Below are 23,407 nucleotides of genomic sequence, written 5' to 3'. Positions count from 1 at the left end.
AAATCAAAATCTTACTTATTATGCGTCATCACCACTGAAGGTATATTCCAAGAACCTTTACGAGACATTCCAGAATTGAGACCTTCAACACTACCTGTAACTTCCCATATTCCATTAACTTCTAGATTAATTCGGTCATTAGGAACAACTTCAGAAGAAAAAGAGTGAGTTGCAGAAGTTTGTTCGTTCTCATGTGACATTATATGCTCCTGTTAAATAAGACTCTATGTTATAAAAAGAATAATCTCAGAGTCGTAATTGAAATCTATATTTCGATTAAAAGTTAGTTGAGTCCGCCATTGTTGCGGTAGCTTTTAATATTTTCTTTTTATCAATTATACCGAACGTACCTTCTATTAAAGTGGTCCCGCAATGAAATATCAAACACACAGATTAAATGTAAGGCTAATAAATCAATGACATAAACAAACAGCAGAGGATGTGGTAATTTATGTGGATTTATTTAGAAGATATTGAGGGGGAATTACATCCTAAATGGGTTGTATTACAAGCCAAACTACCAACAGATGGTCCCGTTTCATTTTATACAAATAACCAGCCATTCGAACGATTTAATCCAGAAGATTTTCATGATGATATCCATTCCATGTCCATCGACATGAGTGAGCTTCTCCAGGATCCTTTTGATGATTATTCGTTTGGAATTAACATAGAGCTCGCAGCTATGAGACTGGAGAAGGGCGATATTAACCCTGCCCTACTTGAAGACGTTGAATATTTCATATTACTGGTCGATGACCTACAAAAAGTGATGAATGTGAGACTTCAAAACTTTTTAAATCAAACTAATTAATTTCTCCAAAAATAAGTACACTATTACCAATTATATATTTATACAACTAATTACTATATAAGGGGGACATCTATGGCGTTTAGATTTAGAAAGAGTGTGAAAGTCGTGCCAGGGGGGAGACAAGTTTGCGTTAATTGTTGTATTGTTTATCTTGTTTTTAGTAATTGTTGGCACAATTTTTGTTAAGTCTTATTAATAAAATCAAGGTTACTAGCGTCTCCCATTGCGCTCAGGAAATCTAACCAATTCCCTTTCAAGTTCCTGCAAAGTAAGCTGATTTAAAAATCTGCCATCAATGGCGAGCAAGAACCCCTTCTCCTCTAATTCTTTTATTATCACTTGTCGTTTGAGTTCCATTGTCCTAACCCTCCATTTCCTTTAGCAGCTGGTGGCACATCGATACACTCGGGATGATAGAAATTAAGGATGGAGAAAATATGTTCTTTTCATGTGCATTCATTTTGAAAGCTACCAGCTGTTATCACATAATAACACTCCTTTTCTACTTAGAATCAAAAGAAAGCCCGAGAAAAACATGAGCCTCATGTTTTTCTGCAGGCTTTGGCTTATGGACCACACTGTCAACCTGCAGTTAATATGGATGCATTGGCAGGTAATAGAAGCTCCTTCATTGGAGGAAAGCAGAACGTTTTTGAAGAATGAAAACCAGGTCAAAAATGATTTTCATTAGAGAGATAATTTTGATGCTAGCTCCTTTCTTCCGTTCAGTTGTTCTAGTTTGTGGTGTCTTTCCAACCGTTTTCAAACAGCATTTTCCCCGGCCACGTATAGGCAGTTAAGCCTCCATCACCTGTAATCGTTTCTCCTGTGATAAAGGAGCTGTCTTTAGACGCTAAAAACAACGCAATCATCGCCATTTCTTTTGGGTCACCTAATCTGCCCATCGGTGTAACCCACTTTTGGGCATCGCGAAATGCTTTACCATTCTCGTCATTCGCAGTACCCGCTAGTCCTGACACAAGCGGTGTTTCGATTGTTCCCGGGGCAATGGCATTTGCACGAATGCCTTGACGTCCGTAATCAATCGCGATCGCTTTTGTTAGGTTGGTCACGCCACCTTTGGCTGCATTGTAACCGGACCGGTCTAAATCAGCAGCGGACCCGGACATAGACGAATTGTTAATTATGGATCCTCCATGGTCGAGCATGAGCGGAATAAGATATTTGCTCATTAAAAACGTGCCACGCAGATCCACGCTGATAATAGCATCAAACAGTTCCACGGGGTACTCATGAAGTTTTCCACCTTCCTGATCGATACCCGCATTGTTAAATAACACGTCTATCGTGGAATAATCCTGCTTCACTTGGTCCGTAAAAGCAGCTACGCTCTCTTCATTAGAAACATCGAGACCGTATGCTTCTGCTCGTCCCCCGGCTGCTTTTATGTCTTCGGCCAGTTCTTTAATCTGTTCTTCCTTTTTATCGGCACAGAGCACAAGTGCCCCTTCTTCTGCGAATACTTCGGCTGTCGCCCGGCCTATACCGGTTGCTGCTCCTGTAACGACAGCGATATTTTGTTCAAGTTTATTCATTATCCTTACTCCTTTCCTATCGAATCATGCATCCTTGTGATCCATACCACTGTATGTGGATGATAAACATTTAATATCATCTGTAATCGCTTACTGGTAAGGGTTTCACGTTTTGTTATCCATTCCAGGCCACATAGAAAACGACTGATAAATGGTGGTTATGTCTATTTCCCAAGAACAATTATTAAAGCAAAAAAAGTTCACAGAATTTATCCGGGAGGTCACTTTGATTTGCTCATCTGCATAATTGTATTCTTTTTCTTTTCATATGCGTTTAGAATTGCAGCGCTTTGTTTCTCATAACATGACCTTGCTTTTTTTCTTAAATTAAAAAAAAAAGCAAAAGCATAATTTGCTTTTGCCAAGCGTCAATGAATTAACGCCATTCTTCATGTTTTTCTCTTGAAAGAGTCACACTAGCCTCGTATATGATATCAAATAAATTTTTTAAATCAGATTTTTCTACACATGAAAAGGCGATTCTTAAATCAGTTTCATTTATAGCAATAGTGCCAACTCCATAATGTTCTAATAGATACATTCTTAATCTCTCTGCGTTCAGATTATGCAGCTTTAAACACATGAAATACCCAGAATTAAATGGATAATAGCTCCATACTTCCTTATATGCAGATGTGTTGTCCAAAATATTTTTAACTTCCATTGCTCTTTCTTGCAATACATTAAATTTATCTTTTTGTTCTTGTCTGAAATTTGAACTACGTAAGGTCTGTAACACTAATGACTGTGATGGATGAGAACCACTTGATATTGTTGATCTAATAATACCAAATATTTTTTTCTCTAGAGCTTCATTTACTTTGGTTCCAAGAAAAGGGAACGTAATAAAACCAACTCGCAGTCCCCACGCAAATTCTTCTTTTGTAGCACCGTCTAATTTCACAGGTAAAATATTAGGATGTATATTGATTAATTCTGCAAAAACAGATTCTTTATTGGAATCTTCATAAAACAATCCAAAATAAGCATCATCTACTAAAACTAAAAGTTTTTTCCCTAGATTAGCTTGCTCTACTAGCACATTTTTTATTTTTTTTACTTCTAATTCACTTGGCGTGTAACCTGTGGGGTTGTTAGGAAAGTTCAATAGAATAATTAATTTTTCTTCGTTAGATTGTGATATCGTGTCTTCCAATCCTTTGTCGTTAAATTGATTATTTTCATTAAAGAAAGAGTAATTGGAGATACAGGCCCCTTTTCTTGTTTCAAACAACAACTTATAGTTCCCCCATAACTTGTCAGGGATCACTACTCTATCATTTTCATCGCAAAACAAATCTGCTACTACACTTAAGCCATGCGTGATCGCATTCGTAACAATAGGTAAAGAGATATCTTCTTTATGTAGGGATTGATTATCAAATACTATCTTCTCTTTCCATTCTTGTCTTAAATCAAGTTTTCCCCCAGGAGGAGCGTATGGAAAAATATCCTTTGATTCTACCCCTTGGATTTGTTCTTTTAGGGACGCTAAATGCATGGGCTCATTATCCTCTTCTGCAATCCCTATCGTTGCATTAATTTTTGTTGCTTTGTTTTTTGCTTCTGCCGTCTGAGTTAGGATCCCTTTTGGAAAATAATATTTTTCCCCCAGTTTTGAAAGCATGCTGTGTACTAACGGATTTTCTTTTAGTGATTCGTTTAAGGCAATGGCGACTGGATTCATTACAAAACACCTCCAAAGTAAATTTAAATTTACATTTTAAAAAAATAGTTGAATTAGTATTGCTTATAACCAAAGTTATTTTATCATAAATGGGGAGGAATCTATAGATACTAGTATTCACTCTTAATTTTTAATAATTGATCAATTGCATACTTAATGTCTTCCTCATTATTATAGAAGTGTGGAGCTATTCTAATGGAATCGTTCCTAGCTGAAACGACAATATTTTCTTGTTTTAATAATTTTGCAACACAAGAAGCATTATTTAGTTCAATAGCTATAATACTAGTTAAAAACTTATCTGATGGAGGGGTAGAGACTTTTAGCCCCTTTTTTTGAGCATAGCGAACTGTAAATTGACTTAACTTTTTTATGTGCAATTCTATGTTATCTACTCCAACTTCACGCAATAATTTGATACCCTCATAGGCAGCGTAAATACTGATAAACGAAGGTAACCCAGTTTCAAAACGACGAGTTGCTGATGCAAATAATGAATAATCATGTTGTAATTTTGTATGTTCCTGTTGCCCTAACCACCCTGTAACTCTAGGCTCTAGTTGATTTGAAAGCTCTCTTTTTATATATAGAATGCGCTTGCGTATTCCTGTACGTTTAACGATCCATTCATCATTTGTGTCTACAACCTGCTCTAAATCTTGATTTGTAAGTTCCTTATAAGGAACATAGGACCCGATTCCCGTAATTCTAGCTTTCGAATTCATCTTGATCACCTCTTAAGTAATATATTTCCATTGCAACACTTGGTATTAAGATCAGGTACTAATTCATTTGTAAAAAAAATAAAGATAAAGGGGTACGGGACAGCTTGTTTTGATGTGATTTCAACCACCTAAGTGGGTACTAAAATTTTATAAAATGACCTTTTATACATCCCCGCAAAAAGTGAATACTTAGGAACATTCCCTCAACCTTCATTGAAAACGGCAATGAATCGTTTTTACAGTAACATGCAGATAGAATCAAAATTTGTTATCATTTTACAGTAATCATAAAAATTCCATCTTAGTATGGAGACTTTATATGAAAAGCAAAGAAAGACAAAATGAACATATATCAGGAGCCTTATTAGCATTTGTCCTATTGATCTTCATACCGGTATTCTTATCTAATATTATTTTCACCTTTAATCCCGAAAGCATGGGAAACGGCTGGACAAATTTTATGGTCGTTTTGTTCATTGATATTGTACTCATTTTTAGTTATGTTTCAAGTCTTAAAGATGTTGAATATAAAATAGAAAAAATCTTATATTCTTCCCTAACTGTATTGATGATTTTAGGTGCTTTAGGTATTATCTATTCAAAATTACTTGGAACTTAAGTTATAAAGAAAAAGATAGTCCGAACCACTGGCTTTGTAACCCATCCAGGAACTCCTTGATCCATTATGTAATAAATAATGCCATAGCGTTGATGAATAATTATGTAATACATTGTAATTAAATTAATTTCATGAAATTTGGTTGACTTTAGTACTATTCAAAATATTGTCAATTAACTACCAGTTAACTATAGTGTCTAGGTGATGTAAAAAACAACTAATTTTTATAGGGGGTAAAAAATGAAAAAATTTAAGGGAGTTTCATCAATTTTAGGGGCTGCTTTTTTAGCAATGACTTTAGTAGCCTGTTCGGACTCTACTTCTAGTGAGCCGGCAGAAGTAGTAGAACCTGCAGAATCAACCCATGACATCACAGAGAAGGAAGTTCTGGAATTTCAGCAAAACTGGGGAGAAGGAATTGTTCATATCGGAGAAGTATACAGCGAGGGTGGCGACTATGAAAAAGCTGCTTCTGAGCATATCGAACGTTTCTATGGTTATGACATCGGCAATGTTCTTTTCAAACCAACTTTAGCTAGAGAGGAGCGTTTCCGCGATTCCTTTGAAGGCGCTTTGTCTTATTTCATAGGAGGAAATGAAGCGTATCCCGAGGATAATGGTTTTGCTATTGAACCTTGGACAGATGTACGATGGGAAAATAAAGGGGTTATAATTGAAGGAAATATGGCTGTAAGTATGGGCGTGTATTATTTTACACCAGCTAATGGAGGAGAACCTGTCGAAGCAGAATACAGTTTCGCTTTTACAAAAAATAATGATGGCGACCTGAAAATTGTCCTTCACGGCTCTCATTACCCGTATAGTCCTTAATTAGTTAGTGTTGTATTTAAAGATTCAGGACCTACATAAACAGAAGTTTAAAGTAACACAAATTGCTAAAGATCTTAAGATCTCAAGACCAACTGTCTATAAATATTTAGAAATGACATTTGAAGAAGCAAAAGCTTATACTAAAAGCCTCTTGGGAGGAACAAGAAATTAGCAGATACTGCGGAAAAATTGTTGGATGGAATAAGGTCTACTCTAAAAAAAGGCAGTAGAAACCTTCATGAAATCCAAGCAGCTTTAAGGGAAGGAGACGAATTGGTTTGTTATAAGATCGACAGGCTGGCTAGATCTACCTTTGATTTACTGAAAATCTCGGACCTTCGAGAGTAGAATATCAACCTCGTCTTTATTATAGAACAAATTGATTTCTCAACCCCTACGGGGAAAATCATGTTGACCATGTTAGGGGGTATCGCCATCAAAACGCGAATTTACCACGTCATTTTTTCATATCAATTCATACGGTGAGTTTCGTATGGATCTGGATCAATGACTGGCTCTATAATGAATTCTTCAAATGAAAAGAACCGATTCTTAACCATGGATCGGTTCCTATTTCCATTATTTTAATAGATTGCGCTTCATGTCACGGCTGCTGGTTCTACCCCAACTAGGCTTTTTATTTTTCCTAACCGACCCCGTTTGTAAATGATCTAAAGTACTTTTTTGATTATAGGGATTTCCCATATGATTTAAGTTGTATTTATTTATTTTTCTAGGCATGTTACAACATAAATAAGAATGCTGAGGTGAAAATCAATGACCAATAATACAAAACCAAAAAATACAAGATTTCAAGAACACCTTGACAGTTTACTCTTCGCTTTTCTCCTTCTATTTATTGTTCTTCCTATATCAGCTATTAACTTTTTTAATGCGTTAGTAGATGAAGCTTTAAGCAATAGCTTACAATATCTTGGTCTTTTTACGGCTAATATTATTTATATTACTATGTTTTTGGCAAATCTTCGGAACACTGAAACAACTGGTAAAAAGATTACTTATATAGTATTCCTAATTATTGTCTTCATCGGTCTTGTCCTAAATATTCTTAAATACATCAACTTCATTTAAAGTACAAAGAAGAAAACAGTTTTAACTAATGGTTGGGCAATATAGTCAGGCATTCCTAATTCATCTGTTAAGTAATTTTCAATAGCTTCTTCTACACTATCAACTGTGCCAGTAACATTTAAAATATAATTTCCTAATGCATAAGCAGAAAAACCAGCTTTCCAGGCATTTTTTTTGTCTTCTGAAACAAATGGAAGTTTATCAATAGCTGCATCGAATGCCCTATCAATTTCTTTTGCATCGCTTTTTATTTTATTAGCCGCAGCTTTAAATGTCATTGTTGTTTTTCCTTGAGTTGTAACTTGTTCCTCGTCCTCCTTGTAATCTGTTAATTCTGTCTCATTAAATTCTTCAATTGCTTTTACATTTTCTTTTTGTTCATATGTAAGATTTTCATCGTTTACTTCATTCGCCGTTGTTTCATTATAAGAGATTTGTTTTGTAGAAACACCATTTGCTTCAAGCGACCATAAAGTAGTAGAACTAAAAACCATTGCTACTACAAGTGAGAAGTATAAGAATTTGTTGCTCATAAAAAACCTCCTAAAATAAATATGTGAACACTATAGATATTATACATCATAAATATTTGGGTCTACAATAAATGTTGGGGTTCCTGCACAATTTAGGTACAAAAAAACACACAGGCTCCTATATGTCTGTATACTTGAGTTGTCGACACAAATTCAAAGGATAGGAGCTGCGAGTAAAGACTAGCACAGATAACTTCAGTAGCAGCCTTGGAAGATCAAAAATTCATCAAAGAATATAATAAAAAGAACCGAAAACGTCACCTGTTTTTCATTTCCTTATGTTTGACAACCATCTTCCTGAAACTCTGGACTGGTGGTTGTTTTTATGTATAACAGATTCATGTAAACATCATATACTATGAAAAAGGATGTTTAACATGAATAAAATTAGTAAGTGGAGAACTCTCCTTCTTATCTCCGCCTCTTTATTATTTTTACCATCTTATTCAAATGCAGACTATTATAAGTCCTATGACGATTTAAAGGAGCATGAATTGCTGAATGAAGACTATGAAATTAATTACAAACAACGAAATAGCGTCATTTCCGTCATCGCTATCCATGGTGGAGGAATTGAACCGGGAACATCTGAAGTGGCAAAAGGGCTAGCAAACCAGATAGATTATTCTTATTATCTCTTTGAAGGAATAAAGCCAACGAACAACAAGATTTTACACCTCAACTCTTTGCGTTTTGACGAACCTATTGGTCGAAGCATGGCGGAAAATTCTGTAAGCGCTTTATCCATTCATGGATATCAAGGAATAGAACCGATTATTTACCTTGGCGGAAGAAATCGAGAGTATAAGGAAATGATACGCTACTCTCTTCAGAAGCGGGGATTCCAAGTTGAAGATGCACCTGCTGACATAGCAGGAACGAGTAAAAAAAACATTGTCAATGATAATCAGTTAAAAGCTGGGGCACAGTTAGAACTGACAGAGGAATTGCGTAAATCTTTCTTTAAAAACAACGACTGGTCGCGAAAAAACCGCGAAAATACAACGGCTATATATGATAAATTTATCGAAGGCTTAAAAGAGGCAAGTGATTCTTACGAGATTAAGCTCTTACTCTCCACACCTTGAATGTAACTGAGCCTTTGCTTTGTTGTTAGGCGTTAATCTCACGGCCTACATCTGAAAAAGGTTTCCTACTAAAAAAAATGGAAATTGACATGAGGTTAAAACTTCATAGCATCTCGTTTTCACTATTCTCTAGCCAATAAGCTCCTGAGACATTTGTTAAAGTAAAGGCCTTAACAAATTTAGTCGATGGTAAATGAGGACCTCTGCATAGATCTATAAACTCCCCTTGTTTGTAGATGAAGACTTCTTCTTCCGAGGGAATTTTCTTTAATAGTTTTAGCTTTAAATGATCATTCGAAAAAATGCTTTCAGCTTTATCTCGCGATATTAACTCCCGTTTAATCATCAAGTTCTCAGTTACAATGTTATTCATTTCTTTTTCAATTTTAGTTAGATCATCTTTAGTTATACTCTGATCAGTATCGATGTCATAGTAAAAGCCATTTTCCACAACAGGACCTACCCCTAAATTCACATTTCCAAAAAGACGCTTAACGGCTTGAGCCATAACATGAGTTGCGGTATGTCTCATTACCTCTAACCCCTCTGGTGAGCTAAGGGAAAATATTTCAATCTCAGCATTAGTGTTGATAGGTCTCTGCATATCATATAAGGATCCATCGACTCTCCCGACTACCGACTTTTTCTTAAGACTTGGACTTATAGACTGAGCAATATCCTCCAATGTACTTCCTTTTGAGAAAGATTTTTGGTTACCATCTGGAAACGAAATCACCATTTTTTCATGTCCCATACATACACATCCTTTTATAAAATTAAAAAAACCATACTCATCCCTCTAAGGGACGAGTATGGTTTTACCCGCGGTTCCACCCAACTTCCCATTACGTTTATTAAGTAATGGCTTTGGTTTGCTGTATCGTAGCATACGGTATGAATTACTTACTTATTTCATCCATACAGCTCCCAGGTGGTAAGCTATTACACTGCGTTAGGAAGATCTCACCATTCCTTCCCTCTCTGGTAACCGTTCATAATAGCTCTTGTCCTCTTCATCACTATAGCTTATTCAAATAAAAATGATATCAAACGGATTATTGTTCCAGATGAAGACTTCGTATCATTCATAGGTCTAGTTTCGATCAATCAACTGACTGAGATTGAAATTGGTTTCAGAAAAATGCGTGATGGGGAACAAGATTTCATTTAACGGTTTTCCAATGATTTTTAATATAAGCTTGTCCAATGCTGATATCACTGGAGTTTACTTATTATCTGAAAATGAGCGAAATCATTGGAAAAAATATAGCTCTACTGTTGGAAACACTCAATTTTGTAGTAAAATAGGGAATAAGGAAGTCAGTATTCATCGGGGGTTGAACAGTAACAAGAGTTGTATTTAAACTTGTACGAGCCTTCGCGGTAGCCGCTGGAATTTAAAAGTTGAACAAAAACCTAGTCCCCAAACCGTAAATAAGGAGTTACCTTTTACATATCTATTATGATTTGATTGCTTTTAAAACGATTGCTTCTCCTTTGAAACTGACCACTCTGTCTTCTTCTGCTTTTATATTAAATTTTGCCTTTATCTCCTCATCTACGTTATTGATGAAAGAGCTTAAGTCTTGTTTTTCGGTTTCTGTCGTTTTCATTCGATCACACCAATCATCAAAGTGAAAGGTTTTTTCATAACGATGGCAGACACTGAGTTCCAACCCATGCTGCTCGACCATAGCCAGCCACTCAGATTTTTTCCATGCTCTTACATGGCTGTGATCCCGCTCTTTTTCAATCGTGTTAAAGAATGTGTCAAAACTGTCTCGTTCTGGTGCAGTATTGTCAATAAGTAGAAATTCTCCACCAACCTTTAAGACTCGCTGTACTTCCTTCATAAACTTGTGCAAGTCTGGAAAGTGGTGGGCAGCAATCCGACAGGTAACAATGTCAAAGGAATCATCCTGAAAAGGCATTTCTTCTGCATCACCATGAACAAATGAGACATTATCGTGTTGATTTTTCTGAATCAAGGAGCGAGCTTCTGTTAACATTTCTTTTGTAAGGTCAAAGGCAACCGCTTTAGCTACATAGGGAGCAAAGGCATTGACTGTATGCCCTGCCCCTGTAGCCACGTCTAATAACTGTTCGTTGCCTTTCTTCTCTGATAGCTCTACTAACAACGAAAGATCCTTTCCTTTAGCATGAAGCTCGCTTACTGTGTATCCGTAGGCATTTTTACCAAACTGCTTCCGCACATCTACTTTCTGTTTAGTCAAAGGAACCACCTCATTCTATTAGTATTATTTCGTTTTACATATAAAAGAGTATTCCTTCAGGCCACTTTATCTCTACAAACTCCCCTAGTAAAAAAAGAAAAGCTAATGTTCCTCCTACACTAACTGCTATTTGAAGTACCTTCATTTGAGTGACAAAGTATAAAAAAGCAATTAAATAAATAACCGTAGAAGAAATAAAACCTAAAATATTTATTAACAAGATATAACCGATCAACCACCCTGCATACTTAAGCACTTCTCCAAATTGCTGATGAAAAAGCGTTTCTTCCTTTGTTTTTACATGATTTATTAAGGTTTGAATAAAGACAATCAAGGAAATGACTGCTCCTATAGATGCTACAGTTATAGGGAAATATCTAGCTGTATCTTGAAAAGAAAAAGATTCAATAATGAACCACATGCATCCGATAAAGATAAAACCAATAAATATAAGAGATACGGTTGACTTTCTCATCACAAGTAATCACCCTTTACTTTTTGCTCCTCTTAAAGCTCCTAATTTAGATATCCAATAGCTGCTGGCAAATATTAAAATAATGATCCCTGCTATGGTTATAACTCCCGGTCGGTACACCCATTCCCAATCAAAGCGGGAAACAGATATCCAAAGGTACCTTTCGGCTGCCAAAGCCAGTACAAAGCCTATTAATATCGGGGCCCTTGGCCAATCAAGCTGTACCATCACCCATCCAATAATCCCTAATAAAACAAACAATAATAGATCTCCCCAGTGTTGACTAGTTTGATAGGCTCCTATAATTAGAATGATGGCAAGGAACGGAACCAACTTTGATGGTTCAATTAAACTAAAGCGGGAAATTGGTTTGGTTAGGAACAGACACGCTGTAGCCCCAATTATATTCGCTATTACTCGCATCTTATTCAGAGAGCTGTTCCCCACTTATGCTTTGGATGATCGTTTCATCAAAGTACTATAGCAGCAGAGCCCTATCTTGATCATATAATGTCTGAAAAAGATAGAAACCAAGAGTGTCATCATATAGCTTCTCTTGTTTATTGCTAAGAATGCGGGAAGCATACATCTTAAAGTCTTCCTCTTTAACGAAATATCGTTCTAATCCTTTATACATTTTCCTTTCTGCAGGCAGTTCTCCACTTTTGATATGCCTTGTTACCGTATAGGACGTGACTCCCAACTGATCAGCAATATCTTTTGTAGAAAGGCCGGGCTTTTCTTCTTGAGCATCTACGAGTTTGAGCGCTTCCTCCTCTGAAAAACGGTACTCTCCATCAATTTGCAAGCTGTCCTTATTATAAGGAACCACTTTTCCTCCCCTTATGTATTTATATATGGTCGCTTCTGTTATGTTTAACAGTTCAGCCAAACCCTTAGAAACATAGTAAGATACTTACTGTAGTAAACAAATTGTACATTATATATAACACATTAAAACATGTTATATCGTTACAATAATTTGTAACAAATTATAATTTTTACTTATTTTTAATAAGATAAAAATGAAGGAGAATGATCTCCCGTTTTTTTGAAAGGTCGAAAATGTAGTGAAGTTTCTGAAGAGGAATTTTGGAAAGAACCGTACATTCCACCAAATAGATAAGTGGAACGAACAATGTCTGGCTTGGCTGAAGAGAAAGGGGAATTACCAAGTCCATGACAGCATAAAAAAGAGGCCTTTCGAAGTGTTTGCCCTGGAAAAGCCACACTTACGAACAGCCTCTTCTCCACTCTCTTTCGAGAGCCAAGATAATGTAAGTATAACAAGAACCGTTCACAAGGACAATGTCATTAAATTTAAACCTAACCGCTATACTGTTCCTTTAGGAACGTATACTCCCTTCGGGGAGAATCTGGTTACTGTTCGTCTAAAGGAAGATCGTGTCATCATTTCTCTTCCTTCGGGAGGGGAACCAATTGCGATTCATTCCCTGGAGATGGAGAAAGGAAAACTAGTCAAAAACACCAATCATTCTCGTGACCGTGCGAAGGGCCTTGTTGATTATTTCGCAGCTGTAGGCGGGCGATGACCTGAAACAAATAATGAGCACTTCCATGATCTAACGTAAGATACCCCATCTCATCTATAATCAAAATCGTGGGTTTAACAAAACTACGTAACTTCTTTTCTAATTTTTCTTCTTGTTAGGCTTTTTTGAGCTGAAAAATCAAATCATGAGCGGTAATAAAATAGATTTTATACCCGTGGGAAAAGGTTTGATAGCTCGTATCATACCGTTTGAGTGAATGAATGGCTTTTAACTTCTCTTCCGCCCATCGTTCTTGCGGTGAGACGCCGGTTGTCTGATTCACTTTTCGATTTCCTACCTGATCCAACCATCTCAACAGCAGAAGATTTAATGCTGCGACCGATTCCACCATGATCCCTTGAAAAAAGTGATTCATGATGTATTGAATGGTTCGCGTTGTAGCTGGTCCCATTGAACACAAAAATATTATCTCAACACCCATATTTAAAGAAAAAATGGTGTTAATAACAAGTAATAAAATAGACAACTTGGGTAAAAAATACGAGGGTTTAGAAGAAAAAAACCTTTTAGTTTTTCGTGTTGGTTGTTCTTATCGGAAACATCTTGAGAAATTTCTTGACTCTCAACATTTTGTCCCCTCTAAGATAATGGAATTTGGCTCATTAGACGCTATCATTGGGTGCGTAGGAGCTGGGATGGGAGTCTCTATACTCCCCCTTTCTGTGGTCGAAACAAAAAAAGAAGTTAGAAAACATCACCTTCCTGTGGAATTTCAGCAAATAGATACACACTTTATTTACCGATCATCTTCATCAGTTAACCCTTGTTGCTCTCTTTTCTTAGAGACGAGCAGACAAGAGAACCTCAAATTGATTACAGATCTCTCACGTAAATCTAAGTAAGAATATTCAAATGATGGATTTCAAGGAAGATGTTATCTTTTTAATTTGTAAAGAGGATTTATAAATCGTGAAACTTCATATTGCTGGCTATCCCCCAAAAAGGAAAAACACATTCATCCCATTTCTTATACAAAAGAAACCTGCAGCTTATTAGTTACTTATGTGCTTCACCTATTTATGATAGCTAGCAAACTGAACAACTAGTTTCTCCTGCTGCTCAATAATTTCATTTAGATAACGAATTTCATTTTTCATAAATTCTAAATCTGGATGTCCAAACCATTCTAATGTAGCGGCTGCGTCGTATGATTGTGACTGTAGATATTTGACTAACGGCTCAGTGTCGACAATTCCTTCACTAATTGAACAAAGATCACAATAATTACCTATTGGATGATAAATGTTTGAAAAGACAAAATCGTTGGTTTGTTGTTTTGCATTTTTTAAATGAACGTGTTTAACGTGAGGGTACCACTGCTTAAGGCAATCTAATGGGTCTTTTCCAAATTCCCAAACATGGAAAGTATCAAAATTAATACCTATATGATTCCATTGATTTTTTTCGATTTCATCAACGAAGTAACAAACACTGTAGTAATCATCTAGAAGGGTATTAGGATGGGTCTCAAAAACAACTTGGACATTATATTCCTTAGCCAGAGTGTCAATCTGGTTCACTCTATCAATCCATTGTTTCCATTGCATCCAATTCATGTCGTGGCTTGATAAAGAACCGCTAAACAAACGCAAAAGGGGAATATGAAGGGACTGACAATGTTCTAACTTCTTCTTTATGTCATTTAACCAGTTATAAGAATAACTATTCGAGAAGTTTGTTAAATCCATATAGCCACTTAAAGCTAAAATATGAATATCTTTTTGGTGATGTTGGGGGATATCAAAGTCTTGTTCGCTTCTTAACAAATGCGGTTCCCATAATTCAACTCCTTGAAAACCACTCGCTTTTGCAAGCTCTAATAACTCTTCAAAAGAATACAGACTATATCGAAACGTAACAGTTGCCATTGACCATTTCATAATCATTCCTCCCTTTCATTCATTGATATACTGTTAATAAACTTTACCCTGAAATAAAGACTATACTGGTTCTTTCCAACGTCTTGTTAAGTTATTATTGATATTAAATTGCTCTAACGTTCTTTCAACAATATGATTGACAATGTCATTAATGGTAGGTATATGGTTCATTATAAAAGCAGGCATCGAGGTAAAATCACGGTTCCCATTCTGAATAGAAAAAGCATATTTTCTAGGTGAACGTCGCTTAATGGGTGTAATAAAACAAGTTTTCTTCTTTCTTTTAACATCACATCGGCAGCTCTGCTTATTAAATTTTCGAAAATCCCATTCGAATGGATGCCACAATTTTCATGCTACATGGTGCCACAATCATTCCATCTACTCGAAATGATCCACTTGATATAGAAACTACCTGATTTTTTTGGTGAATAAACTTTTAGAAGCTAAATGTTCAACTTCAGAAACCGTATAGTTTCTTTCAAGAATGACCGTCGTCTTCGCCCATTTTAATGCTTCTAGTATCCTTATTCCTAAAACACCAAAGGAGCACTGCAATTTGTCTTCCAATATCGTGACTAGGGACAGACATTAACAATAACAAGTCTGGTCCATGAACCTGCAAACGATAAATTCCTACATTCTGTTTATTAAAATCATTTGGCTCACATGGATCATGAGAATCAAGACTTGCTTTTACTAGATAAAATCCGCCGTCATATTCATTAATTTGATATAAAAGCAACTCATAAAGGGTAATGTTTTTTCAATACGAACTTCATGAACAAGAGCTTCGTCACTTCCAATGAATGAATTTCACCCTCACCGCTCAGCTACATCATAAAACAATTCCTTAATATTTGTTCCTTTGGCGTAACCCCTCTTCTCTATCAAGGACCAAGCTACCCATATCCACTTCCGAACCTGCTTATAGCTACCTTTGATAGTTGATCCATAAAATTGATCAATCGCTTTTAAAATAACAGCTGTCGGCTTTCCTCTACCTCTTTGACTATTTAACTCCCAAAAAAGGCTATGGCAATAATTGCCCATCGCCGTTATTTTGGAAGCTTGTCCTCTCTTCAGTTGGCAAACTATCAAGATTACTTAGCAATTCTTCCAACGGCTTTAATTTTAAATTATCATACTTTTCCAATGTTAAATTCAGGTTGTTCACATAAGTTGCATGATGTTTACTATGGTTAATTTCCAATGTTTGGGCATCGATAAATAGTTCTAACTCATCATAATCATATGGAAGCTTAGTCAATGCAAACAAAAGACAATTTTTCTCCTACGCATTAATTTTATATTATAGAAATTATGTTTACCTTGTGCAAATTTAATATAAATAAGAAAAAGTATCAACCATTATGCTATAAAATAGGTATAAACTATGGGAATAAATCATTGTTGTTCAGCAAAGTAATGGAATAAGATTTTTAGCCGGTGTTTCCTGATCCATCTTATGAGTTCATTATATAGTTGAACAAATTTAAGATAATAAAAGCCGATATTCCTTAGCGTACAAAATTCGCGTTTTTTGCTTTAGACCCCAAATAATGTTTTTTACTCACTAAAATACTACTCCTAGTATCTGAGATGATTCACAAATAAGAAACCTAAAGGAATTTATTTAAAGCAAGTCATTTACCATCCTGAATAAAGGTATCCCTGTATTGTCCAGGTGTTAATCCAATAAATTCCATAAAAAATTTACTGAAGTGACTTTGATCTACAAAACCAGTTTCTATTGCCACATCAAGTGGTTTTTCACTTTGTTCCAATCGCTTCTTTGCTTCATTAATACGTACCGTTTGTAAGTAATGCCATAAACAGTGATGATCCATGGGTTACCTCCGGCATTTATTTTTTCTAGCTTTTCAGACCTGCCTGCCGGACAATAAAGGGGACAAGTTTTTTCAGGAGATAGCTACGCCCCCTTGCGGCCGTTACGGACTGCTTGTAAAGCCTGCTACCCATCGTTTATCACGTAAGGTCTAACATCTTGAATAACAAGAATTTTATAATAGCGATATCACCTGCTCCCTTTTCTTTACCGACGGATTCAGCTTCATTAAGCAATTTTGTACCAAGTCCTCTCCCTCTAATTTGTTCACTTAACGTTTATTTCAACCCAATCCCAATAGACATACGCTGTTATCACTTTTGTTAACTTATTGACAATATAGGTTAACAATTTTATCATTTTAAAGTAAACCTAAAATTATTTATGGTTTACAATTATCGACACCATCTTATGAATCAACCACTAACTAAGTTTAGGAGAGACAGCAATGAATCAGAGTAGATTATATAGTGTAAGAATGCGAGCTTCAGAAAATGAATCACATGAAAATGGAGGAAGACATATTTCTGGTGGTGAATTACTCTCTTCTTATAATGAATTAGGGTTGTCAGTAAATACATTACTGGAAAAAGCGTTAAATCACTCAAGGGGACAACCAGATTTTTTACAAATTCAATGTGAAGTTGTAAATCAACCTATTAAACTATTTAATCCTTTAACAGTCCAAACAAATGAAGTGACTACAGTTGAAGAAGGACAAGTGCTAGCTAAATTTCTACTTGAGAAAACGGGTGTACCTAAAGACATTATAAAAAAAGCTTATAAGGAAATTCCTGAATATCCTGTTAGTGGAGCGATCCTAATTGATATTCATACGGGGGAGCGAGTAGATGGGAGAATAGACAAAGGTGTTCGTGTCTCTAGAATGGATTGGCAAACCGGAAATTTTAATAAGTGGGCAAGATCAAAAGCAGATTCTACTAACCCAAGATTAAAGGAAGCACTTACACTTGCTACTAAAGTGACTAATCATAAACTAACCATTGCAGAATTATGTTGGTCAGATGATCCAGATTACATTACTGGCTATGTAGCTAGTAAAAAATTGGGCTATCAGCGTATAACGCAACTTAAACAGTACGGTGATGATAGAGGATGCCGTATCTTTTTTGTTGATAAGTTATCTGATATCAATACATATATGTCTTATTTAGAAGAACAACCAATTCTAATTCAATGGGAGGAAAAGCATGACACAAGAGTTGATTGAAAAAAGCAAAAAATATTTATGGTTGCCCTTTACACAAATGAAGGATTATGATGAAAACCCTTTAATTATTGAAAGCGTAGCACTTTTCCGTTTTGTTAACCCAACAAAGGAAATTCGCATTTCCGGTGGAAGAGAAGTAAACCTGCGTTCATTACAGCCTTTTGGACTTTACGCAGCAAACTCTATTTTTGTTGGGGATTACTTAACCACTGCCGGTCAATAAGACTCTGAGGACCATAAGATGCTGCTTGATTTAGGCTTTGAGATTGAAACTGTAGAAAAAATGAAAGCGAATATAGCTGCAGGAAAATAACCAAGTAAAAAAGAGATGCGGAGGAACAGCGCATCTTTTCTTTTACTCTACAAAATAAGTTAAGGAGGGAGAAATATGATAAATCAAAGTACGGACAGATCTACATTTGAAACAACTAACCCGTATTCTTTTTATGAGGAAATTCGTGCGATTCATCCAGTGTATAAGGGGAGATTTCTTAAATATCCTGGATGGTACGTGACTGGTTATCAAGAGGCATTAACCATTCTTAAAGATAACCGTTTCCAAACTCGAACCCCTCTTCCTGAGACAACGAAAAAGTACGAAGCCTTAAAAAATATCCAAAACCATATGATGCTTTTTAAAAACCCACCTGACCATGCAAGGTTACGTATGCTTGTTAGCCACCATTTCACTCCTGCGAGCATTGAAAAGTATCGTCCATTTATAGAAAAAATAGCAAGAAATTTATGGGATGATATTAAGCATAAAAGGAAAATAGATGTGATTTCCGATTTTGCATTTCCTTTTACCAGTCTTGTGATTGCGAAAATAATAGGGATACCAGATAATGATAAAAATATTTTTCGCGAATGGGCATTGAGTTTAATCCAATCGATCGATCTTACACGTTCAAGACGAACCATTGTGAACGGAAACAAAACAACATTGGAGATGCTATCATTTCTTAAAAATCTGATTCAAAAAAGACGGGAATCTTCTAAGGATGATTTAATTAGCGAATTACTGTCTCAAGAGGAAGATAGGAAGCTAACGGAAGAAGAACTATTAGCGACTTCTGTGTTACTCGTGATTGCTGGACATGAAACAACTGTCAATTTAATAAGCAATTCACTTTATTGTTTTTTAACAAACCCAAAAGAATACCAAAAGTTGATTGAAAATCCTTCTCTTATTGAATCAGCAATAGAGGAATGCTTACGATATGAAAGTCCTACTCAAATGATTGCCAGGATAGCATCGGAGGATGTTGAACTTAACAAGGTTCAGATTAAAAAAGGTGATCATGTGTACGTCCTTATTGGAGCAGCTAATCGAGATTCAAAACAATTCTCGAACGCGGATGTTTTTGATATTACAAGAAACCCTAATCCTCATCTTGCATTTGGATCGGGTACTCATTTCTGTTTAGGCTCTACATTAGCGAGGTTAGAAGCGCAAATTGCGATACAAACGGTTTTGCAAAAAACATTAAATATCCAACTAGAAACAAAAGAGGTCGAATGGAGACAACTTGTAGGCTTTAGAGCTATAAAAGAAATGCACATAAATTTCGATAATCCGTCAAAAAATTAACAAATAGCCATGAGAAAACCAACTTAATTTGTATATCGTATTAATTTAATGTACGTAAATAAAGATAGTAGATAATGATCAAATAAGGTTATCATTAACAATCGCTATTGTGGAACGCGGAAAAGATAAGCTTTCTAGAGCTTAGATCTTTTAGGTTCCTCTACACTCCGGCCCAGCAGCATATTTTATTTTTACTTTAAACCCATCAGAATGTCCTTGCGCCATCAGAGATAGGGGAGTTAGGATGCTGGCTGGCATAGTTCTACTGTAACAAGACTGTTGAAACCTCTAAAGGAGAAGGGCATGATTCTTATTGGGATTGATAAGAAGAAACCAAGGTACAAAAGAGTAGAGATTACTTTGGAAGGAAGCGTTTTGCTGAAACAACTGGTTGACGCTGTCGAAGACATAAAATATTCCCCCTGCAACGTCAGTTGCCTGTCGAAAGAAGAAGCGGTTAATTTCCTGGCCTATGCCCAAAAAATTCTGGATGTACACAAAGGGGAACCATTCAAACAAAAAGTTATTAATGGAAAAATAGGTTTGTATGAATTTACATATGGAGAAAAAAATCCCGAAAGTAGTGACAATATTGTTATTTGCTCAAGCACTTCAGTTCATACGAAATAATTTTGAGACTGACATTCAAATCTCTGAAATAGCTAACTCTTTGGCTATTGTCAGAACATATCTACACCGACTATTCAAAAAAGAGATAGTAGTTAGTCCAAAAGAATATTTAACAAATTGCCGTATAAGAAAGGCTAGAGATTTATTAAAAACTACAGATTTACCTATTAGTACTGTAGCAAAATCATCTGGCTATGAAGATACTCAGCAATTTTCAAAAGTATTTAAACATCAAACAACCTTTACACCGACACAGTTTAGAAAACAAACCGTTTAACAATCCCCCTGCAGTCCATTCAACCTTGTGAGATACGATACTATCATAAAAATCCCTCAAGAGATCAATGAACCTCTTGAGGGATTTGTTAAGTTTTCAAGGTTTAAAAATCCGGTCGAAATCCAGTCAATTTGGATACTGTTCATAAAGTATTAAAACTTATTGTGGTTTATAAATTAACTTTGCGATGGAAACCTTGGTATAACAAGATTTTGAAGAACTTATTATTGTCTTACGTAGAGGGGACTTCTATTTCTACCTACTATTAATTCTTATTGTCAGAAACTGAGAAAGCTAATAGACCCAAACAGCAGCACCTGATTCATGACGTTTTTTTTATATTTTCTTTTTCCAAATAAAAACCCATCCTCTATTTGAATATCTTTATAAATGATTTCCAAGTGGCTATTCCTGTAGCTCTACTTGCAACTCGTTGCCCGAATTTCCCTTTTTGTACAGCGTTTACATCCTCGAGAATACCTCCTAATTGATATAGAAATCCTCTTGTCTTATTGATGATCATTTATTTTACCCCTTTCATTGAGTGCGTGAATTATTCGAGTTCCTGCGCTTAATCCCAGCTGATGATGTCAAAAGCGGTGCGTGTTTCTTCACCGAGGTCATTCCATTCTTCCATGTCATGAGGCGGGCTGATAATAAGTTCACCGCTCGAGAAATCTGTTTTATCATCGTTTTGCACAAAACACGCTTCCCTTTCTTTGGTCACTTTCCCGTAAAAATCGCCACCGACTTCCCCCGATAGCATCATTTCTACTTCCACCTGTTCACCGGTATTCGTAACGAGGATTCCCTGGTCCGGGTAGTAACTGACATCTTGGCCCGATATGTTGGTGGCTTTCATATCCATCAGGACAATACGTAATTCTCTTTTGTCTCGTCAAACATCCACGCCACATCTTCCACGGCCGCCAAATCCATAACGGCAACTCCTTGTATCTCCTAACTCCATTGGCCCACTTGTTACGGTTCTCCCGGCTTCTCAAGCCCTCCTCCACGATTTGACTTTGTGTAACGCCTGCTGAATGGGATACTTCCTTCAGCTGCTGCTTCAATGGGTTTGGATTGTTAAATGTGACTAATCCTTGATTGGAGGTCATGTGGTTTCACCTATTTAATTATTTAAATAAATGATATCATGGAATTTTCTGAATATAAAGAAGAATATTTTATCCTTTCGCAGCGTACTCGTTTTCACTCGCAAAATTTCCGCGGTATTGCTGGCAATGCGATATAGTAAGTAACCATTCTCAAAACCATATGATCCTACCTCATAAAATCAGGCATCCGTTTGCTCTTCTCCTATAATATAATCCGCTGCTTTTTGTGCTTGTGCAGCTGCTTGTACAACCATTTTGCTGTCTTCCTTTAACACTCTAAGCCATGAATGAATATAACTTGCGCTGCTCTCTATTGTACTATTTTCGATCCCCGCAACGGAGCTCAGGAAAAATCCTGACTCCCGAACTTATTCACCTTTATAACTACTTCTCTATACAAACAATAAATTAGTCGCAAAAAATTACCACTAATAAGGACTGTGTTGCATTTGATAGCAAATCTAATGAATTATGCTCTAAATAATCAATGAAAACAAGCCATGCATAAAGTAACAAAGATGAACCCAACTTAAGGACCCTATAACCTCTTTCGCATCATTTTCGATAATTAAACTTGTATTTTGGAAATGCTCGAAAAATTATGTCAAATAAATAATTGATGAAAAGGGCTCATTTGTGAGGGATTACATATACGTATTAAAATTAATTATGAAGAAAAGAATTGGATGAAAGAAGCCCAAAACATAGTTGGACAACATTTTATAAAACTAAAAAATACTGCGAAAAATTATAAGTAATTACGGCAGATATAACAGACCGAGAAGATGAAAAAGGATCTGGGATTGTTATTTTTAAAGAAGAAAACGCTGAAAAAGCAGAAGCATTCAAAAATGAAAACTCAGCAGTAATGCATGCCATTATGACTGCTGAAATTTTCCCCTATAGAACAGCACTTGGAGTAAAAGGTAGAAGTATATAGTAACTATATAATGAGTTGGATCTTCAACTAAAAGGTGCGTTAGTTTAGGATCAACACATTTTCTCCAAATAGTAGATAAACTGGGTTTAGATCAAGATTATCCTTTCTTCCTATTACTGGGGTATACGGGATTGAGGTCTGGTGAATTATGTGCCTTAAAATGGCGAGATATTAATATGGAAGAACAAACTATCAGTATCTATAAAACTTATTACAACCCCACTAATAATAGAAAGGAATATAAGCTGTTACCACCTAAAACTACCACAGCTATTCGTGTAATCGATGTTGATGAAACTGTGATTAATGAATTAAAAAAGTATAAAGCACTTCAAAAGGAAACAATCATGATGCATAGAGACATATACCATGACCAAGGCTTTGTTTTTGCAAGTGTTGATGATGAATTGCCAGGTTATCCGCTTTATATTAAAAAAGTAGAAAACCGTATGACGAGATTGTTAAAATTAGCTGAATTAAATACAGACCTTACCCCTCACTCGTTACGACATACTCACACCTCTCTTTTAGCCGAGTGTAACTGCTAATCTAGAGTTAACACATTCTGCTCGATAGAATTGAACACTTTTTAATAACTATCCCTCCCCGATCATGTAAACTTACATGAGTATGCTAGTTTGTGATTGGGAGGGCATGAAGGGT

Annotated in this window: 30 protein-coding genes, 6 pseudogenes and 1 other annotated feature; of the genes and pseudogenes, 15 read left to right on the top strand and 21 right to left on the bottom strand. The window is 35.9% G+C overall.

Annotated features, from left to right (window positions below):
• Nucleotides 1-11: 11 nt before the first annotated feature.
• The gene (locus tag ACE4RR_RS19500) at nucleotides 12-200 is read right to left on the bottom strand and encodes a hypothetical protein (protein WP_375537105.1); all 189 of its coding nucleotides are present in this window, start codon (nucleotides 198-200) and stop codon (nucleotides 12-14) included.
• Between the two features lie 251 nt (nucleotides 201-451).
• Between ACE4RR_RS19500 and ACE4RR_RS19495 the strand changes: the two genes are divergently transcribed.
• Nucleotides 452-814, top strand: coding sequence for a hypothetical protein (locus ACE4RR_RS19495; protein WP_375537104.1), 363 nt, complete (start codon nucleotides 452-454; stop codon nucleotides 812-814).
• 115 nt (nucleotides 815-929) lie between these two features.
• Nucleotides 930-1,010, top strand: a pseudogene (locus ACE4RR_RS19490) (YjcZ family sporulation protein); the annotation flags it as partial.
• A 14-nt stretch (nucleotides 1,011-1,024) separates the two neighbouring features.
• Here ACE4RR_RS19490 and ACE4RR_RS19485 read toward each other — a convergent pair.
• From ACE4RR_RS19485 to ACE4RR_RS19470, 4 genes are all read right to left on the bottom strand, one after another.
• Nucleotides 1,025-1,171, bottom strand: coding sequence for a hypothetical protein (locus ACE4RR_RS19485; RefSeq protein WP_375537103.1), 147 nt, complete (start codon nucleotides 1,169-1,171; stop codon nucleotides 1,025-1,027).
• A gap of 377 nt (nucleotides 1,172-1,548) precedes the next feature.
• Entirely contained in the window at nucleotides 1,549-2,370 is an 822-nt protein-coding gene (locus ACE4RR_RS19480; protein WP_375537102.1) for an SDR family oxidoreductase, read from the bottom strand.
• A 376-nt stretch (nucleotides 2,371-2,746) separates the two neighbouring features.
• Nucleotides 2,747-4,057, bottom strand: coding sequence for an aminotransferase class I/II-fold pyridoxal phosphate-dependent enzyme (locus ACE4RR_RS19475; RefSeq protein WP_375537101.1), 1,311 nt, complete (start codon nucleotides 4,055-4,057; stop codon nucleotides 2,747-2,749).
• A gap of 110 nt (nucleotides 4,058-4,167) precedes the next feature.
• Nucleotides 4,168-4,782 (bottom strand): aminotransferase class V-fold PLP-dependent enzyme, encoded by a 615-nt coding sequence (locus ACE4RR_RS19470; RefSeq protein ID WP_375537100.1) that lies wholly within the window; start codon nucleotides 4,780-4,782, stop codon nucleotides 4,168-4,170.
• 319 nt (nucleotides 4,783-5,101) lie between these two features.
• Between ACE4RR_RS19470 and ACE4RR_RS19465 the strand changes: the two genes are divergently transcribed.
• The 4 genes and pseudogenes from ACE4RR_RS19465 (at nucleotide 5,102) to ACE4RR_RS19450 (ending at nucleotide 6,580) form a co-directional block, all read left to right on the top strand.
• Entirely contained in the window at nucleotides 5,102-5,401 is a 300-nt protein-coding gene (locus ACE4RR_RS19465; protein WP_375537099.1) for a hypothetical protein, read from the top strand.
• 240 nt (nucleotides 5,402-5,641) lie between these two features.
• The gene (locus tag ACE4RR_RS19460) at nucleotides 5,642-6,232 is read left to right on the top strand and encodes a hypothetical protein (RefSeq protein ID WP_375537098.1); all 591 of its coding nucleotides are present in this window, start codon (nucleotides 5,642-5,644) and stop codon (nucleotides 6,230-6,232) included.
• Nucleotides 6,233-6,239: 7 nt separating this feature from the next.
• Nucleotides 6,240-6,404: pseudogene (locus ACE4RR_RS19455) on the top strand (helix-turn-helix domain-containing protein); the annotation flags it as partial.
• A 17-nt stretch (nucleotides 6,405-6,421) separates the two neighbouring features.
• On the top strand, nucleotides 6,422-6,580 hold the full coding sequence (locus ACE4RR_RS19450; RefSeq protein ID WP_375537112.1) for a recombinase family protein: 159 nt from the start codon (nucleotides 6,422-6,424) through the stop codon (nucleotides 6,578-6,580).
• Between the two features lie 740 nt (nucleotides 6,581-7,320).
• On the opposite strand, the gene ACE4RR_RS19445 is transcribed toward ACE4RR_RS19450, so the two are convergent.
• On the bottom strand, nucleotides 7,321-7,857 hold the full coding sequence (locus ACE4RR_RS19445) for a hypothetical protein (RefSeq protein WP_375537097.1): 537 nt from the start codon (nucleotides 7,855-7,857) through the stop codon (nucleotides 7,321-7,323).
• Between the two features lie 377 nt (nucleotides 7,858-8,234).
• Between ACE4RR_RS19445 and ACE4RR_RS19440 the strand changes: the two genes are divergently transcribed.
• Complete coding sequence (locus ACE4RR_RS19440) at nucleotides 8,235-8,945, top strand: poly-gamma-glutamate hydrolase family protein (RefSeq protein WP_375537096.1); 711 nt, start codon at nucleotides 8,235-8,237, stop codon at nucleotides 8,943-8,945.
• A 103-nt stretch (nucleotides 8,946-9,048) separates the two neighbouring features.
• Here the strand turns inward: ACE4RR_RS19440 and ACE4RR_RS19435 are convergent, their stop codons facing one another.
• The 5 genes from ACE4RR_RS19435 to ACE4RR_RS19415 all read right to left on the bottom strand — a co-directional run bounded on the left by ACE4RR_RS19435 (nucleotide 9,049) and on the right by ACE4RR_RS19415 (nucleotide 12,486).
• Nucleotides 9,049-9,699: a TGS domain-containing protein gene (locus tag ACE4RR_RS19435; RefSeq protein WP_375537095.1), complete on the bottom strand. Its 651-nt coding sequence runs from the start codon at nucleotides 9,697-9,699 to the stop codon at nucleotides 9,049-9,051.
• A gap of 45 nt (nucleotides 9,700-9,744) precedes the next feature.
• Nucleotides 9,745-9,971, bottom strand: a binding site (T-box leader).
• Between the two features lie 434 nt (nucleotides 9,972-10,405).
• Complete coding sequence (locus ACE4RR_RS19430; protein WP_375537094.1) at nucleotides 10,406-11,179, bottom strand: class I SAM-dependent methyltransferase; 774 nt, start codon at nucleotides 11,177-11,179, stop codon at nucleotides 10,406-10,408.
• 34 nt (nucleotides 11,180-11,213) lie between these two features.
• Entirely contained in the window at nucleotides 11,214-11,654 is a 441-nt protein-coding gene (locus ACE4RR_RS19425) for a tripartite tricarboxylate transporter TctB family protein (protein ID WP_375537111.1), read from the bottom strand.
• A 9-nt stretch (nucleotides 11,655-11,663) separates the two neighbouring features.
• Complete coding sequence (locus tag ACE4RR_RS19420; protein ID WP_375537093.1) at nucleotides 11,664-12,077, bottom strand: tripartite tricarboxylate transporter permease; 414 nt, start codon at nucleotides 12,075-12,077, stop codon at nucleotides 11,664-11,666.
• A gap of 55 nt (nucleotides 12,078-12,132) precedes the next feature.
• Entirely contained in the window at nucleotides 12,133-12,486 is a 354-nt protein-coding gene (locus tag ACE4RR_RS19415; RefSeq protein ID WP_375537092.1) for a helix-turn-helix domain-containing protein, read from the bottom strand.
• Nucleotides 12,487-12,862: 376 nt separating this feature from the next.
• Here ACE4RR_RS19415 and ACE4RR_RS19410 point away from each other — a divergent pair, with 376 nt between their 5' ends.
• Nucleotides 12,863-13,207, top strand: a complete 345-nt coding sequence (locus tag ACE4RR_RS19410; RefSeq protein WP_375537114.1) for a hypothetical protein — start codon at nucleotides 12,863-12,865, stop codon at nucleotides 13,205-13,207.
• A 181-nt stretch (nucleotides 13,208-13,388) separates the two neighbouring features.
• On the opposite strand, the pseudogene ACE4RR_RS19405 reads toward ACE4RR_RS19410, so the two are convergent.
• Nucleotides 13,389-13,601 (bottom strand): annotated as a pseudogene (locus ACE4RR_RS19405) (IS21-like element IS5376 family transposase); the annotation flags it as partial.
• Between ACE4RR_RS19405 and ACE4RR_RS19400 the strand changes: the two are divergent.
• Entirely contained in the window at nucleotides 13,594-14,070 is a 477-nt protein-coding gene (locus tag ACE4RR_RS19400) for a LysR substrate-binding domain-containing protein (RefSeq protein ID WP_375537091.1), read from the top strand. The pseudogene ACE4RR_RS19405 and the gene ACE4RR_RS19400 sit on opposite strands and share 8 nt — an antisense overlap.
• Nucleotides 14,071-14,241: 171 nt before the next feature.
• Here ACE4RR_RS19400 and ACE4RR_RS19395 read toward each other — a convergent pair whose 3' ends face one another.
• The 6 genes and pseudogenes from ACE4RR_RS19395 to ACE4RR_RS19370 all read right to left on the bottom strand — a co-directional run bounded on the left by ACE4RR_RS19395 (nucleotide 14,242) and on the right by ACE4RR_RS19370 (nucleotide 17,193).
• Nucleotides 14,242-15,108, bottom strand: coding sequence for a sugar phosphate isomerase/epimerase family protein (locus ACE4RR_RS19395; protein ID WP_375537090.1), 867 nt, complete (start codon nucleotides 15,106-15,108; stop codon nucleotides 14,242-14,244).
• Nucleotides 15,109-15,168: 60 nt separating this feature from the next.
• A pseudogene (locus ACE4RR_RS19390) lies at nucleotides 15,169-15,681 on the bottom strand (UbiX family flavin prenyltransferase).
• Nucleotides 15,590-15,868, bottom strand: coding sequence for a UbiD family decarboxylase domain-containing protein (locus ACE4RR_RS19385; protein ID WP_375537110.1), 279 nt, complete (start codon nucleotides 15,866-15,868; stop codon nucleotides 15,590-15,592). Before ACE4RR_RS19385 ends, ACE4RR_RS19390 begins: the two are co-directional and overlap by 92 nt.
• 145 nt (nucleotides 15,869-16,013) lie before the next feature.
• A pseudogene (locus ACE4RR_RS19380) lies at nucleotides 16,014-16,387 on the bottom strand (superoxide dismutase); the annotation flags it as partial.
• 367 nt (nucleotides 16,388-16,754) lie between these two features.
• Nucleotides 16,755-16,958 carry a helix-turn-helix domain-containing protein gene (locus tag ACE4RR_RS19375; RefSeq protein WP_375537089.1) on the bottom strand — a complete coding sequence of 68 codons (204 nt, stop codon included), beginning with the start codon at nucleotides 16,956-16,958 and terminating at the stop codon, nucleotides 16,755-16,757.
• Between the two features lie 139 nt (nucleotides 16,959-17,097).
• Nucleotides 17,098-17,193, bottom strand: coding sequence for a hypothetical protein (locus ACE4RR_RS19370; RefSeq protein ID WP_375537088.1), 96 nt, complete (start codon nucleotides 17,191-17,193; stop codon nucleotides 17,098-17,100).
• A gap of 212 nt (nucleotides 17,194-17,405) precedes the next feature.
• On the opposite strand from ACE4RR_RS19370, the gene bioW reads away from it, so the two are divergent.
• From bioW to ACE4RR_RS19345, 5 genes and pseudogenes are all read left to right on the top strand, one after another.
• Nucleotides 17,406-18,188, top strand: coding sequence for a 6-carboxyhexanoate--CoA ligase (bioW, locus tag ACE4RR_RS19365; protein WP_375537087.1), 783 nt, complete (start codon nucleotides 17,406-17,408; stop codon nucleotides 18,186-18,188).
• 22 nt (nucleotides 18,189-18,210) lie between these two features.
• Nucleotides 18,211-18,501 (top strand): annotated as a pseudogene (locus ACE4RR_RS19360) (hypothetical protein); the annotation flags it as partial.
• Nucleotides 18,502-18,576: 75 nt separating this feature from the next.
• Entirely contained in the window at nucleotides 18,577-19,779 is a 1,203-nt protein-coding gene (locus ACE4RR_RS19355) for a cytochrome P450 (protein WP_375537086.1), read from the top strand.
• Nucleotides 19,780-20,082: 303 nt separating this feature from the next.
• On the top strand, nucleotides 20,083-20,409 hold the full coding sequence (locus tag ACE4RR_RS19350) for a hypothetical protein (RefSeq protein WP_375537085.1): 327 nt from the start codon (nucleotides 20,083-20,085) through the stop codon (nucleotides 20,407-20,409).
• Nucleotides 20,339-20,686 (top strand): helix-turn-helix domain-containing protein, encoded by a 348-nt coding sequence (locus ACE4RR_RS19345; protein ID WP_375537084.1) that lies wholly within the window; start codon nucleotides 20,339-20,341, stop codon nucleotides 20,684-20,686. The genes ACE4RR_RS19350 and ACE4RR_RS19345 overlap by 71 nt, the downstream gene beginning before the upstream one ends.
• 370 nt (nucleotides 20,687-21,056) lie before the next feature.
• Here ACE4RR_RS19345 and ACE4RR_RS19340 read toward each other — a convergent pair whose 3' ends face one another.
• The 3 genes from ACE4RR_RS19340 to ACE4RR_RS19330 all read right to left on the bottom strand — a co-directional run bounded on the left by ACE4RR_RS19340 (nucleotide 21,057) and on the right by ACE4RR_RS19330 (nucleotide 22,151).
• Nucleotides 21,057-21,209, bottom strand: coding sequence for a hypothetical protein (locus tag ACE4RR_RS19340; protein WP_375537083.1), 153 nt, complete (start codon nucleotides 21,207-21,209; stop codon nucleotides 21,057-21,059).
• 48 nt (nucleotides 21,210-21,257) lie between these two features.
• Entirely contained in the window at nucleotides 21,258-21,554 is a 297-nt protein-coding gene (locus ACE4RR_RS19335; protein WP_375537082.1) for a hypothetical protein, read from the bottom strand.
• A 429-nt stretch (nucleotides 21,555-21,983) separates the two neighbouring features.
• The gene (locus tag ACE4RR_RS19330) at nucleotides 21,984-22,151 is read right to left on the bottom strand and encodes a zincin-like metallopeptidase domain-containing protein (protein WP_375537109.1); all 168 of its coding nucleotides are present in this window, start codon (nucleotides 22,149-22,151) and stop codon (nucleotides 21,984-21,986) included.
• Nucleotides 22,152-22,812: 661 nt separating this feature from the next.
• On the opposite strand from ACE4RR_RS19330, the gene ACE4RR_RS19325 reads away from it, so the two are divergent.
• Nucleotides 22,813-23,292, top strand: a complete 480-nt coding sequence (locus tag ACE4RR_RS19325; protein WP_375537108.1) for a site-specific integrase — start codon at nucleotides 22,813-22,815, stop codon at nucleotides 23,290-23,292.
• Nucleotides 23,293-23,407 lie beyond the last annotated feature (115 nt).

The organism is Alteribacillus sp. HJP-4 (genome assembly GCF_042139015.1).
Taxonomy (GTDB): Bacteria; Bacillota; Bacilli; order Bacillales; family Marinococcaceae; genus JBHIKY01.
Note: the sequence above shows the minus strand (reverse complement) of the source record. Positions and strands in the feature narration are given on the sequence as shown.

What these genes read in the sequence shown, in the direction of transcription:
- ACE4RR_RS19500 (WP_375537105.1), bottom strand. Translation starts at nt 200, where the DNA reads ATGTCACATGAGAACGAACAAACTTCTGCAACTCACTCTTTTTCTTCT.
- ACE4RR_RS19495 (WP_375537104.1), top strand. Translation starts at nt 452, where the DNA reads ATGTGGATTTATTTAGAAGATATTGAGGGGGAATTACATCCTAAATGG.
- ACE4RR_RS19485 (WP_375537103.1), bottom strand. Translation starts at nt 1,171, where the DNA reads ATGGAACTCAAACGACAAGTGATAATAAAAGAATTAGAGGAGAAGGGG.
- ACE4RR_RS19480 (WP_375537102.1), bottom strand. Translation starts at nt 2,370, where the DNA reads ATGAATAAACTTGAACAAAATATCGCTGTCGTTACAGGAGCAGCAACC.
- ACE4RR_RS19475 (WP_375537101.1), bottom strand. Translation starts at nt 4,057, where the DNA reads ATGAATCCAGTCGCCATTGCCTTAAACGAATCACTAAAAGAAAATCCG.
- ACE4RR_RS19470 (WP_375537100.1), bottom strand. Translation starts at nt 4,782, where the DNA reads ATGAATTCGAAAGCTAGAATTACGGGAATCGGGTCCTATGTTCCTTAT.
- ACE4RR_RS19465 (WP_375537099.1), top strand. Translation starts at nt 5,102, where the DNA reads ATGAAAAGCAAAGAAAGACAAAATGAACATATATCAGGAGCCTTATTA.
- ACE4RR_RS19460 (WP_375537098.1), top strand. Translation starts at nt 5,642, where the DNA reads ATGAAAAAATTTAAGGGAGTTTCATCAATTTTAGGGGCTGCTTTTTTA.
- ACE4RR_RS19445 (WP_375537097.1), bottom strand. Translation starts at nt 7,857, where the DNA reads ATGAGCAACAAATTCTTATACTTCTCACTTGTAGTAGCAATGGTTTTT.
- ACE4RR_RS19440 (WP_375537096.1), top strand. Translation starts at nt 8,235, where the DNA reads ATGAATAAAATTAGTAAGTGGAGAACTCTCCTTCTTATCTCCGCCTCT.
- ACE4RR_RS19435 (WP_375537095.1), bottom strand. Translation starts at nt 9,699, where the DNA reads ATGGGACATGAAAAAATGGTGATTTCGTTTCCAGATGGTAACCAAAAA.
- ACE4RR_RS19425 (WP_375537111.1), bottom strand. Translation starts at nt 11,654, where the DNA reads ATGAGAAAGTCAACCGTATCTCTTATATTTATTGGTTTTATCTTTATC.
- ACE4RR_RS19420 (WP_375537093.1), bottom strand. Translation starts at nt 12,077, where the DNA reads ATGCGAGTAATAGCGAATATAATTGGGGCTACAGCGTGTCTGTTCCTA.
- ACE4RR_RS19400 (WP_375537091.1), top strand. Translation starts at nt 13,594, where the DNA reads ATGGTTCGCGTTGTAGCTGGTCCCATTGAACACAAAAATATTATCTCA.
- ACE4RR_RS19395 (WP_375537090.1), bottom strand. Translation starts at nt 15,108, where the DNA reads ATGAAATGGTCAATGGCAACTGTTACGTTTCGATATAGTCTGTATTCT.
- ACE4RR_RS19375 (WP_375537089.1), bottom strand. Translation starts at nt 16,958, where the DNA reads ATGGATCATCACTGTTTATGGCATTACTTACAAACGGTACGTATTAAT.
- bioW (WP_375537087.1), top strand. Translation starts at nt 17,406, where the DNA reads ATGAATCAGAGTAGATTATATAGTGTAAGAATGCGAGCTTCAGAAAAT.
- ACE4RR_RS19355 (WP_375537086.1), top strand. Translation starts at nt 18,577, where the DNA reads ATGATAAATCAAAGTACGGACAGATCTACATTTGAAACAACTAACCCG.
- ACE4RR_RS19350 (WP_375537085.1), top strand. Translation starts at nt 20,083, where the DNA reads ATGATTCTTATTGGGATTGATAAGAAGAAACCAAGGTACAAAAGAGTA.
- ACE4RR_RS19345 (WP_375537084.1), top strand. Translation starts at nt 20,339, where the DNA reads ATGGAGAAAAAAATCCCGAAAGTAGTGACAATATTGTTATTTGCTCAA.
- ACE4RR_RS19340 (WP_375537083.1), bottom strand. Translation starts at nt 21,209, where the DNA reads ATGATCATCAATAAGACAAGAGGATTTCTATATCAATTAGGAGGTATT.
- ACE4RR_RS19335 (WP_375537082.1), bottom strand. Translation starts at nt 21,554, where the DNA reads ATGGATATGAAAGCCACCAACATATCGGGCCAAGATGTCAGTTACTAC.